This is a genomic window from Filimonas lacunae, from assembly GCF_002355595.1.
Lineage (GTDB): Bacteria > Bacteroidota > Bacteroidia > Chitinophagales > Chitinophagaceae > Filimonas > Filimonas lacunae.
On the sequence record NZ_AP017422.1, the window covers coordinates 6,966,239 to 6,980,794 of the forward strand.

General features: G+C 44.9%; 11 protein-coding genes. 1 reads left to right on the top strand and 10 read right to left on the bottom strand.

Going from position 1 to position 14,556, the window contains the following annotated elements; translation table 11 throughout:
* The first annotated feature begins 6 nt into the window (after positions 1-6).
* On the top strand, positions 7-1,521 hold the full coding sequence (locus FLA_RS27475) for a S41 family peptidase (protein WP_076376391.1): 1,515 nt from the start codon (positions 7-9) through the stop codon (positions 1,519-1,521).
* On the opposite strand, the gene nagA is transcribed toward FLA_RS27475, so the two are convergent.
* The 10 genes from nagA to FLA_RS27525 form a co-directional block, all read right to left on the bottom strand.
* Positions 1,493-2,608 carry an N-acetylglucosamine-6-phosphate deacetylase gene (nagA, locus tag FLA_RS27480; protein WP_076376393.1) on the bottom strand — a complete coding sequence of 372 codons (1,116 nt, stop codon included), beginning with the start codon at positions 2,606-2,608 and terminating at the stop codon, positions 1,493-1,495. The genes FLA_RS27475 and nagA overlap by 29 nt on opposite strands.
* Positions 2,601-3,416 carry an amidohydrolase gene (locus FLA_RS27485; RefSeq protein WP_076376395.1) on the bottom strand — a complete coding sequence of 272 codons (816 nt, stop codon included), beginning with the start codon at positions 3,414-3,416 and terminating at the stop codon, positions 2,601-2,603. Before FLA_RS27485 ends, nagA begins: the two co-directional genes overlap by 8 nt.
* 6 nt (positions 3,417-3,422) lie before the next feature.
* Positions 3,423-4,154: a 3-deoxy-manno-octulosonate cytidylyltransferase gene (kdsB, locus tag FLA_RS27490; RefSeq protein WP_076376397.1), complete on the bottom strand. Its 732-nt coding sequence runs from the start codon at positions 4,152-4,154 to the stop codon at positions 3,423-3,425.
* A gap of 165 nt (positions 4,155-4,319) precedes the next feature.
* Positions 4,320-4,589, bottom strand: a complete 270-nt coding sequence (locus FLA_RS27495) for a hypothetical protein (protein WP_144263976.1) — start codon at positions 4,587-4,589, stop codon at positions 4,320-4,322.
* Positions 4,590-4,701: 112 nt separating this feature from the next.
* Positions 4,702-5,811, bottom strand: coding sequence for a PQQ-dependent sugar dehydrogenase (locus tag FLA_RS27500; protein WP_076376401.1), 1,110 nt, complete (start codon positions 5,809-5,811; stop codon positions 4,702-4,704).
* 77 nt (positions 5,812-5,888) lie between these two features.
* Entirely contained in the window at positions 5,889-6,359 is a 471-nt protein-coding gene (locus FLA_RS27505; protein ID WP_076376403.1) for a DinB family protein, read from the bottom strand.
* Positions 6,360-6,446: 87 nt separating this feature from the next.
* Complete coding sequence (locus FLA_RS27510; RefSeq protein WP_076376405.1) at positions 6,447-7,742, bottom strand: TolC family protein; 1,296 nt, start codon at positions 7,740-7,742, stop codon at positions 6,447-6,449.
* A 39-nt stretch (positions 7,743-7,781) separates the two neighbouring features.
* The gene (locus FLA_RS27515) at positions 7,782-10,856 is read right to left on the bottom strand and encodes an efflux RND transporter permease subunit (protein WP_076376406.1); all 3,075 of its coding nucleotides are present in this window, start codon (positions 10,854-10,856) and stop codon (positions 7,782-7,784) included.
* 18 nt (positions 10,857-10,874) lie between these two features.
* Positions 10,875-11,957 (bottom strand): efflux RND transporter periplasmic adaptor subunit, encoded by a 1,083-nt coding sequence (locus FLA_RS27520; protein ID WP_076376408.1) that lies wholly within the window; start codon positions 11,955-11,957, stop codon positions 10,875-10,877.
* Positions 11,958-12,116: 159 nt separating this feature from the next.
* Positions 12,117-14,522: a TonB-dependent receptor plug domain-containing protein gene (locus tag FLA_RS27525; protein WP_084206042.1), complete on the bottom strand. Its 2,406-nt coding sequence runs from the start codon at positions 14,520-14,522 to the stop codon at positions 12,117-12,119.
* Positions 14,523-14,556 lie beyond the last annotated feature (34 nt).

A 14,556-nucleotide genomic window follows, 5' to 3' on the forward strand; every position in this document is an offset into this window, starting at 1 on the left:
TAACTGATGAAGGCATCATTGTTGGCAAAGCTTATTCCGGCAGCTTTTGTTGTAAGTATCCTGTGTGTGTCGTGCGCCAGCCGCAAGCCACCGCAACAGGTATTGCAACAAAAGTATGCCCCGGAAAAGCTGAGGAATGATGTAGTGCTGCTGAAGAAAATACTGGAAACCAACCATCCTTCACTTTACTGGTATACCCCCAAAGACAGCATTGATACTTATTTTAATGCCACACTCGCAGGCATTACCGATTCACTTACTTTACCTGCTTTCAGAAACAGGCTTTCCTGGTTAATTAGCAAAATAAAATGCGGGCATACTGCCGTAAGATATCCTGCTCATTATGGCAGGGCTTCCATACAGCTACGCGGACAGCAGTTTCCTTTATCTATTAAAACCTGGGCCGACAGTATGGTGATTATTGGCACCGCTCCAGGCTATGATAGCATTTTGAAACGCGGCACTATTATCACCTCTATTAATGGAAGAAATACCCACCAGTTACTGGACTCCATGTTTCAGCTGATAAGCACGGATGGATATGCAGATAATTTTAAAAGTCAGCTCATCAGTTTCAACTTTCCTGCTAACTATAGAAGCACTTTCGGGCTGGACTCCAGTTACCTGGTTCGTTATATAGATACTGCAGGTGTGGAAAAGGAAACGCTGCTTATTCCCATTACCCCTAAAAAAGATACGGGAACGGCCCGGCGGCGCAGGCCACCAGGAAATTTTGTGCCGCCACTTACCCGTAAAGAAAGAAAACAGGCTGAGCGTACTTCCATTAGAAGTTTAAGTATCGATACCACCCTTAGCACCGGACATATGCGGCTTACCACTTTTTCCAACGGACATTTACGCCGGTTTTTCCGGCGTTCGTTTCGTGCGCTACGCAAGGAAAATATTCAAAACCTGATTATAGACCTGCGGGAGAATGGTGGTGGAAGCATTGCCATCAGCACAAAACTGGCCCGCTACCTTTCAGATCATACTTTTAAAGTGGCGGATACCGTAGCTGCACAAAGCAGGCGGTTCCGTTATGGCAGGTATATACATCCCAGTTGGATTTACTGGTTAAGTATGCGGGTAACCAGCCATAAAAAAGACGATGGGCGTTATCATTTTGGCTATTACGAAAGGCATCATTTCAAGCCTTTGAACAAAAACCATTTTAACGGGCAGGTATATATATTACAGGGTGGCTTTACTTTTTCAGCTGCCACTATGTTTATTTCTGAGGTTAAAACCCAAAATAACATACACGTGGTTGGCGAGGAAACCGGAGGTGGCAATTACGGAAACTCCTCCGTTCATTTACCGGCTATTAAATTGCCTAACAGTAAAATGATGGTAGTGCTGCCTATGTATCGCATTGTGTTAGACAGCACCTGTACAAAAGATGGCAGGGGCATTACACCTGAAATTCCTGTTTATCCATCTTCGGTTGATATTCGCAAGGGTATTGATAGTAAAATGCAGAAAGTAAAAGACATTATTTCTGCCAGCCAACGTACTCCATAACATTGTAATCGTTATCCAGCACAATCATTTCCGCATCAGCCCCCTCTTTCAGCAAAAACTTATCTTTTACCAGGTTTAATAATCTTGCCGGGTAAAGGCTGCACATGCGCAATGCTTCGGGTAAAGAAATGCCAACCTGCTGCACCAGGTTTTTCACCGCTTTGTTCATGGTCAGGGCCGAGCCGCTTAATATGCCATTCACCACATATTTATCACCTTCCTGGTGATGCGCGTAATGGCCGGTGGCGGTTTCTGTTACGGCGTCGGTTATTACCAATAAACGTTCACCCATTATTTTCTTGGCTACACGTACTGCCGCAAAATCTACATGATGGCCATCTGGTATAATGGTAGCACGCACAACATCATGATCAAATGCCGCCCCCACCAAACCTGGCTGGCGATGTATTAAGGGGCTCATAGCATTGTATAAGTGTGTTACCAGTTCAACGCCATAATTAAAACTGTCAGTTGCCTGCTCGTAGGTAGCATTACTATGGCCCGCACTCACCACTACATTATACGAGCGGATAAGTGATACTATTTCCCGATTACATATTTCCGGGGCCAGGGTAATAATTTTTATCACATCCCTGCCATATTCCAGCAGTTCTTTTACCTGGCTTACCGTGGGTGCAAAAATGTATTCAGCTACATGCGCCCCCTTTTTGTCTTTACTAATCCACGGCCCTTCTGCATGCAACCCTAAAACGCCACGGCCACTTTGCTGCCAGTAGGCTCTGATAGCATCTATGCTTTTATACAATACTTCATTGCTGTTGGTGGCGATAGTAGGCAGACAATAGCCTGTGCCTGTTTGCCTGTTATGTTCAACAATCGTTTTCAGCGTTTCTACATCCGGAAATTCAGATAACAGCCTGCCGCCTGCACCATATAGCTGCAGGTCAATCATAGGAGGTGCAATAGTGGCGCTGCCAAAATCACGCACCGGAATACTGGCATCTAAAGAAACCAATGGAAGCAACTTTTCTATCTTGCCTTCCCTGGTAAGTACTGCATAATTCTGCAGCAGGTTATTTCCTGTAAAAACTGCCTGGGCGGTATAGGCTACTGTATTGTTATTCATGGGCAATTAAAAAAGCATCGCCATCTTTCCAGAAAGGAAAACGGGTGCGTACTTCTTCCAGTTTATCCTTTTGAAGGGTGACGGTAAATATGGTTTCGTCATGTTGCTGATGAAACAACACTTCTCCTAACGGATCAATAACCATGCTATCCCCGCTATGATAAATATCATTTCCGTCATTACCCACACGATTTACTCCTATTACATAGCACTGGTTTTCTATAGCCCGGGCTTGTAATAATGTTTTCCAGGGCAGGCTGCGTCTTTCGGGCCAGTTGGCAACGTATAAAAGAACATCATACTCCGGCCCTTCATTGCCTTCGGCCAAAGCTACCTGACTTTGCTGGCGGGCCCATACCGGAAAACGTAAATCGTAACATACCTGCAGGTTAATACGCCATCCTTTTACACTGGCTATTAAGCGTTTGTTACCCTGGCTGTAATGCGCATCTTCATTGGCATATGCAAACAGGTGCCGTTTATCGTAATGGCCAGAAGCCCCATTGGGCAACATCCATATCAACCTGTTATAATAATGTCCGCCCTCTTCTATAATTACACTACCGGTAAGTATCACGCGCTTTTGCTGTGCTACGCGCTTCATCCAGGTAACCGTTTCACCCTGCATGGTTTCTGCAAGCTGCTCAGGCTTCATGCTAAAGCCGGTGCTAAACATTTCGGGCAACACCACTACTTCGGTTTTATCCGCAATGCTCATTATTTTTTGCTCCAGCATGGCCAGGTTGGCAGCCTTGTTTTCCCAATGCAGGGCAGTTTGTATTAAAGTAACCGTTAAGGACGATGACATAGGTAGTTATTTATTCAAATACTGCGCAGCCCTTACTAAATCTTCAGGAGTATCTATTTCTACGCCCATGTATTCTACAGTAATCATTTTTATAGAGATACCATTTTCGAGATAACGCAGGCATTCAATCTTTTCAGCCGCTTCCAACGGAGTCATGGGCCAGCTGGTAAAATCCAGCAACGCTTTTTTGCGAAAAGCATATACCCCAATATGCTCGTAGTAAGTAATAGATATGTCTTTGCTACGTGGGTAAGGTATTACCGAACGGCTAAAGAATAAAGCATTACTGTTTTTATCAACTGCTACCTTCACATAGTTAGGATCATCAATAAATTCCTGCACTTTCAACACCTGCATTAAACTGGCTACCTGCACTTTTTTGCCTTCTTCGCCTTCAAACACACGCAGTATTTTTTGCAGGGGTTCTTTTTTTACAAAAGGTTCATCGCCCTGTACATTCACTACCACATCCACTTCCATTTCGGCCACCGCTTCTGCAATTCTATCACTACCGCTTTCGTGTTCTTTTTTGCTCATTACCGCTTTTCCTCCACTGCCGGTAATCTGGTCGTAAATAACAGCACTGTCTGTTACCACAACTACTTCATCAAACAGGCCGGTAGCCAATGTATTATCATAAGTATGTTGTATTACAGGTTTATCGCCCAGCATCTGCATCAACTTTGCAGGAAAACGGCTGGCGGCATAACGCGCCGGAATGAAAGCTACTTTCTTCATAAGGCGAATTTATTCATTTTCGATTAACCCGGTTCTGGTTGCGGAAAGATTGAAGAGGGATGTTCCTGTTTCCCATAGTATAAGTGCAAAAAAAGGGGTGCTTTGCACCCCACCATACCTGCAACACCATACACCTGGCATTGCGGGTATTTATTATTAACAGATTTACATCACTATTCCGGGCAACTTTTCCACAGCATACTCTACAGCTGCTACCGGCGATAAAAACAGAATAGGTTCATCCTCTTTTTCGGCAAACAAAGTTCCCGGCGTTTTACCAGGTTCGTGCGGGCTGGTGTAAACCCCCGGTTCCTGCAACGCATAATAAGCTATAAAATATTCAGTAGGTATAGAATGTGCGCTGGTGTGTGTAGCTTCTCTTGGCTCAATCACCAGCCACACCTCTTTGCCATTAACGATTATTTTTTCAGTCATAGGTAATTTTTTGGTGTATGGTTTATTGTAAAAAGATAGTGCCAACTTAGCTACTTCCCAGGTCTGGTGCAACTTCATCAGGTACTTGCACAATCAGGGGGTAGAAACAATATTATTCTGTACCAGATATTTCAATAAGCTTATCCTGGTTACTGCCATTGCTGGTACAGATATATACTCTTCCCGCAGGTGAAACGCAGACATCCCTTAACCGGCCCCATTGACCTGCAAATAGTTTTTCAGGAGCATCTACCGTACTACCGCCACCTGTCAGCGTAAAACGATACAGGGTAGCATCTTTCAATGTGGCCAATAACAGGGAGTTTTTCCACGCAGGAATTCTATCACTATTGTAATAATCCAGCCCGGAAGTAGCCCGTGTTACTGATCCGGTAGACCATATCGGCCCCTTTACATTCTGTGCAGTACAAAAGCTGGTTTCCGATCCATCACACGGACCTTTTACAGTCGGCCAGCCATAGTTTCGCCCCTTTTCAATAATGTTCAACTCATCTTCTATATCAGGACCATGTTCTGAAGCATACATAATATTATTGGCCACAACCAGCCCCTGAATGTTTCTATGTCCCAGGCTCCAATAAGGATTTCCGGCTACGGGGTTATCGGCTGGCACAGTACCATCCAGGTTTAGCCGTAATACTTTACCATTAATAGCACCAGGATTTTGGGCACGGCTGTCAACGCTGGCATCACCAGTGCTAATAAATAGCTTGTCGCCTGCTATCAGCAGGCGGGAGCCATTGTGAATATTAGCGGCATTTATAGTATCAATTAAAGTAACAGCACCCGAAAGTGTGTTGTTGGAATAAGTAAACCGTACTACTTTTTGGCGATAGCCGGCATTGCCATTATAGTTGTATACTACGTATAAAAAACCATTGCTGTTAAAGTCGGGGTGTTGCACCATGCCCAACAAACCACCTTCGCCATTAGAAACCACTTCGCTGATGGGATAAGAAAAAACGGTGCTACCGGTTTTAGGGTCCAGCTTGCTGATGGTTCCCCCTCTTTCTGTCATCCAGATATAATCATCCTTGCCCCATAGTATCTCCCAGGGAAAGTTTAAATCGTTGCGTACTACTCTTATGGAATCAGAAGGCCAATCTTCGCCGGAATTACCGTTACCATTATCCTCTTTCTGACAGGATGCCATTACCAGGCCAAAGGCCATACACAGGCAGGCAATAACAGGAGTTTTCATATGCGCTTTTTGGTAAACTACAATCAAATACCCTGCCTTCTAATGGCTTCATATGTAAGTGATTGAAGCAAAAGGCGCTAACGTACTATATCGGTATCTACTGGTGTATACCCCAAATGGCGGCTCAACGAAAGAATTTGTCCTTTATGGTGAAATTCATGCGTAATTACATGGGTAAACAGCTTTAAAGGCGTAGCAGTTACCTCGTTGTTATTAATGGAGAAATTGAGGGAGTGAAAGTAGGTGTTGGAAAACTGTTGCAGAAATGCCGAAATCAATTCATCTATCTCTTCAAAAAAGGCACGGCATTGTTTTACTGAGGTATAGTCTTCATAAGCGGGATAATTCATAGGCCTGTTTAAAGCATGCTGGCCTATCCAGTATTGGTAAGTACTGCCAATGTGAACAAGCAGGTTTCTGATGCTACCCCTTCCAAAAGAAGGATTGCTGATGATAAAGTCAGCCGGGGTTAACTCCTCGCAATAATTCAGTAATGTTTCCCGGGAGTCAGCAATCATATCATATTGGGCTACCAATAACTCTTTCATGTTTAAATATAACTAATTAACACGAAAAAGTAAATGCCCCTACGCACTCCTTAACACCGAAATAACCAGCATGCTTCTATGAATATCTTATTGCAGTAAACTGCCCACACGTTTTAATTCAATCTCGGCCGACTTGGCCGCAAAGTTCAGGTTTACCAGGCGATAGCCAGCTTCTTCAAAGCTTTGCTGTGCCTGTCTTACTTCTACTATAGTGGCCTGCTTTAACTGGAAACGCTGTAATACAAGATCTAACAACTGGCGGGCCAGCCCGTAGTTGCCTTTCTCCCTATCCAGCTGCTGCATACTGCTTACATAAGCCTGGTAGGTTTTAATCATGTTAGCACTATAATCACGTTCCAATATCTGCTTTTGTAAACCGGCGTTTTTCACATCTATTTCCGCCACCTGCTGCTGACGCTTATAAGCCGATCCATAATAAATAGGCACGGTAAGGCTAAGGCCAACCGTAGGGCCATAGCTATTGTTTAACCGGGTATCACCCGCAGCGCTTTTGTTATACACAAAGCTATAACCACCATTGGCGCGTAAAGCCGGGTATCGTTGTGCTGCAGTTTCTTTTACAATGTATTCATTAATGGTCACCTGTTGTGCTGCAGCGGCAATATCCGGGTTGGTAGTTAACCTGTTTTCAATGGTTTCCAGCAACACACCGTTATCTACCGTAATGGTATCCTGAACGGTAATGGTAGAATCTGCTTTCAGCGTTAACAAGCGCAGTAACTCCGTTTTAGACTGGCTAATCACCAGCTCCTGCGACTGTTGCGATTGCAATAAGGCGTTTACATCCAGCTGCGCCTGAAACAAATCGGCATTGTTGGCCATACCCACACTTTGCTGGGTTTTTATAATTTCCAGTTTTTGCTTCGCCACTTCAATCGACTGGTTAATGGTTTTGATGTAGCTCTGCTGGCGCACCACATCAAAATAAGCCGTCATTACAGAAGCCAGTAAGTTTTGTACCTGCGAGTTCAACACTTGTTTACTCTGCTGTTCCAGTTGTTCCAGCCTGCTTTTAGTAGCAATTACTTTGTAGCCGTTAAACAGCAAAATGCTACCGGTAAGGCCGGCACTCAGGTTATTGGTGGCCACATTGCTGCGCTTGGTATTACGGGTGGTGTTGGCAAACTCCTGGTTAATGGTAGTGATTTGCTCGTTATCGGTAGCAGTAGCACTTACTGTTGGTAAGCCACCTGCTACGCCGTAGTTATTCAATATGCTATTCTGCTGTAGCGAGTTTTTAGCTACCTGAATATCCAGGCTGTTTTTTAATGCTATAGTAATGGCGTCAGGCAAGGTAAGTTGCTGCTGTGCTACAGAACACAGCGGCAACAATATCCAACCTAGTATAACCCCTTTTTTCATCCCTTTTTGTTTTATGTTATTCCCTGTTACCTGCACCGGTTATTCGGTTACATGGGTAACGTGCGGTTTGTGCTTACCTGATATATATGTATATACTGCAGGAATTACAAACAGGGTTAGTATCAATGAAAATACAATTCCACCTACAATCACTATACCTAACGGTATACGGCTGGTAGAAGCTGCACCCAGGCTTAACGCAATGGGCAAAGCACCTAACGAGGTAGCAAGGCTGGTCATTAAAATAGGACGTAACCTTTGCTGCGCAGCTTCAATCACCGCTTCTTTCCTTGGCAAACCATGTTCCCGTTTCTGGTTGGCAAACTCAACGATAAGGATACCGTTTTTGGTTACCAGCCCAATTAACATAATCATACCTATCTCGGAAAAGATGTTCAGCGTTTGTCCGAATATCACCAGGCTTAATAAAGCACCTGCCAATGCCAGCGGCACCGTAAGCATAATAGTAAACGGATCGAGGAAGCTTTCAAACTGAGCAGCCAGTACCAGGTAAATAAATATCAACGCCAGGCCAAATGCAAACATGATGTTGGAAGAGCTTTCGGCGTAATCGCGTGAAGCACCGGAAAGCGCTGTCTGGTAACTTGGATCTAACAGTTTATCCGATATAGCCTGCATGGCTTTAATACCATCACCAATCGTTTCCCCTTCTGCCAGTGAAGCCGATATGGTAGCGGCTTTGTAACGGTTAAAGTGATACAAGGTGGCCGGGTTACTGCTTTCTTCCAAATGCACTACGGCATCCAGCGGAATGTTTTGCCCGCTGCTGTTGCGCACATATAGTTTTTCAATATCGTTGGGCTTATCCCTGTCCGTTCGGTCTACCTGTGCAATCACCTGGTATTGAAAACCATTCATAATAAAGTAAGCCAAACGTCCACCACTAAAAGCCGATTGAGCAGCGGAGATAATATCCGAACTGGATAACCCTAAATCCCGCGCCTTCATCCGGTCTATAGTTAACTGTACTTCCGGCTTATTAAATTTCAGGTTTACGTCTACGTTAGAAAAGGTTTTATCCTTACGGGCTTCTTCCAGAAATTTAGGAATAATATCTTTCAGCTTGTTGATATCCTGGTTTTGCAACACAAACTGCACCGGTAAGCCCGAGCGGGAGCTGGAACCCACAGATATCGTTTGTTCCTGCACCGCAAAAATGCGGGCGTCGTTAAACCGTTTCAGTTTCTTTTGTAATTCGTTGGCAATATCACTCTGGCTGCGGTCACGTAAAGTAGGATCAATCAAACCTACCCGCGGCTGGGCCGAGTTGGTTCCGCTGGATGAACCACCGGAGCCGGTACGTGCAAATACGAAATCACGTTCCGGTACAGAGTCGTACAAAAACTGGCCTATCTTATCTGTAATGCCCTGCATGGCGTTATAGCTGGTTCCTTCTGCACCGGTTACGGTAAAGCGGATACTGCTTCTGTCTTCCAGTGGTGCAATTTCACTGCGCAAAGTGGCCATCGAATACCAGATGGCTAAAGCACAAATAACAATCACCACCCAAGCGGTCCAGCGTATACGCATAAATCCTTCCAGTAAACGCTTGTAGCCATTTTCCATCCCTTCAAAAAAGGGTTCTGTTTTCATATAGAACCAACCATGCTGCGAGTTTTTACGGGTGAGGTACACGTTCAGCACTGGTGTAATGGTCAACGATACAAAAGCCGATATCAATACGGCAGCTGCCAGTACAATACCAAACTCGCGGAACAAACGGCCTACAAACCCTTCCAGGAATATCACCGGTAAAAACACAATAGCCAGTGTGATAGAAGTGGATATTACCGCAAAAAAGATCTCTTTACTTCCTTCCAATGCCGCCTTACGTATAGGCAACCCCTCTTCCAGCTTACGGAAGATGTTTTCCGTTACCACAATACCATCATCCACCACCAACCCCGTAGCCAGTACAATACCTAACAGGGTTAATACGTTCACGGTAAAGCCACAGATATACATGATAAAGAAAGTGGCTACCAGTGAAATAGGAATATCAATCAATGGCCGGATGGCTGTTAACCAGCTGCGGAAGAAGAAGAAGATCACCAACACCACCAACGCAAAAGAGATCAGTAGTGTTTCTTCTACTTCATCCAGCGAGTTGCGTATGTTTTTGGTGTTATCTATCAGCACTTTAAAAGAGATATCGGTTTTGTTCGACTTTTCAATTTCCTCTACCCTTTTATAAAACTCATCGGCAATGGCAATGTTATTGGCGCCGGGCTGCGGTATCACCGCCAAACCCACCGCATTTACACCATTGAATTTCCAGCCTTGCTCCATTTGTTCGGGACCTAACTCCACCGTGGAAATGTCGTTTAACCGAACAATGCCGCTGCTGTCTTCCCGTATAATCAAATCCCGGAATTGCTGTTCGGAGGTCAACCTTCCTAGTGTGCGGATGGTTAACTCTGTATTAGCACCGTAAATCTTACCAGGAGGTAAATCCACGTTTTCTGTACTAAGTGCATTTTTTACATCCGTGAAAGCTACGTTGTAGGCATTCATTTTATCGGGGTTCAGCCACAAACGCATCGCGTAGCGCTTTTGCCCGAATATGTTTACCGAGCTTACCCCTTCAATGGTTTGCAGTTGTTGCTGCAATACGTTTTCGGCGTAGTCGCTCAGGTCCAGCAGGCTTTTAGAATGGCTTTGTACCGCCAGCAGTAAAATAAAATCACTGTTGGCATCGGCCTTGGTCACCACCGGTGGCGCATCAATATCCTGTGGCAAGCTACGGGTAGCCTGGCTCACTTTATCACGCACATCACCTGCCGCCGCTTCCAGATCGGTACCCAGGTTAAACTCTACTGTAATATTGCTGCTACCCAGCGAGCTGGAAGAAGTAATAGTTCTGATGCCGGGAATACCGTTAATCTGTTTTTCCAGTGGTTCGGTAATCTGGCTTTCTATAATATCTGAGTTAGCACCCGTATAGGATGTGTTTACAGAAATAGTAGGCGGATCGATAGCGGGATAATCGCGAACGGCCAGAAAGGTAAAACCAACCACACCCAGCAGGATAATGAAAATATTCATTACCGTGGCAAACACCGGGCGTTTAAGCGAAAGTTCTGAGATGTTCATTGCTGTTCAATCAATTTTTTAATTTCCACCTGTTGCGGTTGCTGAAGAATCCACCAGTTGCGATAACTGCTTCACCTGGCGCACTTTTACTGCAGCATTGGGCTGTGCAAACAACACACCGGTTACTACCAGTGTATCACCCTCTTTCATGCCGTTGATCACAGCCACATTAGTCGATTGGCGTAAGCCGGTTTGTATAGATGTAAAAACTGCTTTTCCATCGTGTACCAGCACTACCTGTTTGTTTTTATCGTCGGGGATAATAGCGTTGGTAGGTATCAGAATAGCTTTGGCCGACTGGCCTTCTCCTACATACACCTTGGCAAAAGCACCCGGGTTAGTATCTTCCCTGGCACTGATCACCGCCCGCACTTTTAAATTACGGGTTACCGCATTGGCCTGTGGTTCTATAGCGGTGATGGTGGCCTTGCGGCGAACACCTTTCGATCCGTCTGTTTCAATATTCACGGTACCCCCGGTATGCACCAGGTTGCCATACTGTTCCGGTATGGTAAAATCAATTTTCAGCTGGTTCAACTGCTGCATGGTAGCAATAACGCTAGCCGAGGTTACAAAAGCCCCCGGACTTACCTGGCGCAAACCAACCGTTCCGCTGAACGGTGCGCGAATCACTGTTTTATCTATTAAGGCCTGTGTGTAGCTGATATCCGCCTTATAACCGTTTAAGGTATTGAGGGCAGCATCGTAATCGGCCTGGTTAACGCCATTAATGTCCAGCAGTTTGCGCAGGCGCTCTTCTGTTTTTTGTGCCAGTTCCAGCTGCACCTTGGTTTTATTAAGGGTTGCCTGCAAATCGGCATCGTTTACACGGGCTATCACCGTACCCACCTCTACGTGCTTTCCTTCCGGAACATTCAGGTAAATAAGGCGCCCGCTTACTTCCGGCTTTAATTCTACATACTCATTGGCTATAATAGTACCGTTGGCTTCTATGGTATTTATTACATTAGAATAACGGGCTACTATCACATCTACCACCGGAACCTGGTTGGCAGACGCTTTTAGCGGTTGCTTTTTTTTACCACATGCCATTGCCAGGCAAGCGCAGGCAATAATTGCAGGGATGTTTTTTGATGACATTGTTTTGTCTTAAATATTTATCCAGTAAACGATAACCTGATAAAGATATACAGATTTTACAGCCATAAGGGGCGGCCGTAACTCCTTGCGGTGAACCCAATAAAAAAACCGGGCAATGAAAGCCCGGTCCTTTTCCTTTAACAATATGTTTACTATATGTTAATCTATCGTTTGCTCAAAATGCATCAATCTGCCCTCTTTGTTCATTCCTTCCATTACCACGCGCATTTTTTTAGTGATATCGCTGTTGTAAAACTCCAGCGTTATGCGGTGCGTTTTAGGATCGGTTAAAATGTAGGGGTTCCAGTACAGGGTAGTGCGCACATCCGGCTGGTCGTGCCTGCTGTCGCCCACGGCATAGTTGGGTGAGTAAAACTGCTTGAACTTGGTATAACCGGCAATTTCTTTAGAATCCAGTCCTTTACCCGGCTCGCTTTTTACATCACCACCTCTGCGGGTGTACACGGCAATAGCACCGCCCGAACCTCCACCAAAGCTACCGAAGAAAGGCGGGCGCATTACTTTAATATAAGCCACATCCGTCATAGGGATATTGCTCAGCTGTTGTGCATCTACCGGCATTTCATCCAGGAAGAAAGTAGTGTTACTTCCTCTCCAGCTGGCACTAGGTGTGCCACCGGCATTGGTGTTATTGATCTGTAAACCGGCAACACGTCCCTGCAGGTATTGGAAAACACTGAACGAACTTTGCGCTACCATATCATTCATTACATCAAACTGGTAACCATCGCCCTTAAACATTCCCGAAGCATATTTTTCGTCCAGAATATCAAGAGGCTTTTTGGCTTTGGCCGTTACCGTAACGCCTTCCAGGGTAGTGCCTTGTAACAGTTTTGTTAACCGGGCCTGCTCTAATGCCAGCTGGCGCATGCGGGTGTTACCGCTGGTATCAAACACTACTATATTATAAGAAGGTGGCAGGTCCCCCACTTTATAAGGGGTCGGTAATAAACCATTGGAAAACGATACCGCCACTCTCGAAGCAAAATCTTTATTCTTATTAAACTGGTAGTAAATTTTCAGTGTGTCAAAAAACAGCATGTTAGGGTCGGAGAAAGTACCATCCGGCCTTAAAGGCAGGAAGTTAAGGTTGGTAGAACTGTCTCTTGATTTCATAATCAGGTTAATACTGCCGGTTTCGCGAATCTGGATAGGAGTAGCACCGTATACCTTACCCGAGAACGACAGGTAAGCACTGTCTTTTCTGTATTTAAGCGTGGGCATGCGGTTGTTGGCAATGTCTTCCCAGTTAATTCTGCGCCATCCGTTAGTAAGCATTACCAGGTCCAGATATTGTTGCAGACTGTCGCTTTCGTTACGGAAATAAAAGGCGGGGTTGTGAATGTAACCTCTTAAATCGCTGGTAAGCAGCAGGTGCGAAATAATATTGTCGGTAGAATCCGGGCTTACTCCTATGTCTGTAACAGAAATACTCATGTTGGCAGCCACCGTATCAGGCACATCTATATCAATAAAGCTCTTAGCTCTTTTGCGGGTGTCGCCTACCACGTCAATAGTAGGTTTAAACTCGTAGTTATGGTTGTTTACAAACGTAATACGTTCTGCTACCGGCACCCAGTTAGCATCAAACAGCGTAATGCAAACAATGCCTGAAGGCAGGTTGCCTACAGGAATACTGCCGCCAATAGCTGCACTTTCCGTAAGGTCTACTTTTGCACGATAAATCAACTGCTGTTGTAAGGTGGCCATTACATACAGCGTTTTTAAATTTTCCGGTGCATCAGCAGCGCGCTCAACCAAAAAGCTGCGGCGGCCACCAATACCATTTACCGATAAAGTAGCGCCTGTAGCTTTCATGTCAGGAAGCGCTACGGTTTTGGTTTGTCCATCAGGTGTATTGTAAGTAGCAGTGTATTTGTCACCTGCTTTGGTTTCAATATCCACTACGCCCATACCGTCATGTTTTGCTGCAAAAGCAACCACTTCTTCACCGGCAGCATTGGTAATTTTACCTTTTACAAAAACAGGTTTACCAAACTGATCCGTGGCTTTAAAAGCAACCCGCGATTTTAAACCGGCAATCATATCCCCTCCTTCCGGTAAAAACTGCAGGTTAATGTCCACCTTCTTAGCAGTGGTCACCGCATCTTTAGGCTGTACAATACGTATATCTTTATTATAGAGAAAAACGGTATCAAAATTCATCATCCAGCTGGTATAGGCCCGCACGTGAATGATCTGTCCTTTATAGGTAGCCGGAATTTCATACTGCCCCTTGGCGGTACCTTCCAGCAAGGGAGTGGCTGTATGAAATAATACCAGGCCGGTTGCATCTGTCCAATCTACATAAAAGTTTTTGCTGATGTCGGAGGGATAAATACCCGCCTGTAAGTAGGCTTTAAACCAGATGGTTTCGCCAGGGGTATAAGCTCCTTTATCAAAATGGAGATAAGCACGCTCCTGTTGGTACTCTTCGCCCAGCTTAGCCAGGCTTGCATCTAACTTCTGTGCATGCAAAGTTGTAGCGCAAAAAAACACTGCCAGGGTTGTTGTAAAGAATTGGCAGACACGTTTACTCGTCATAGTGCTGATTGTCAGAGTTTTTAGATAATTATAA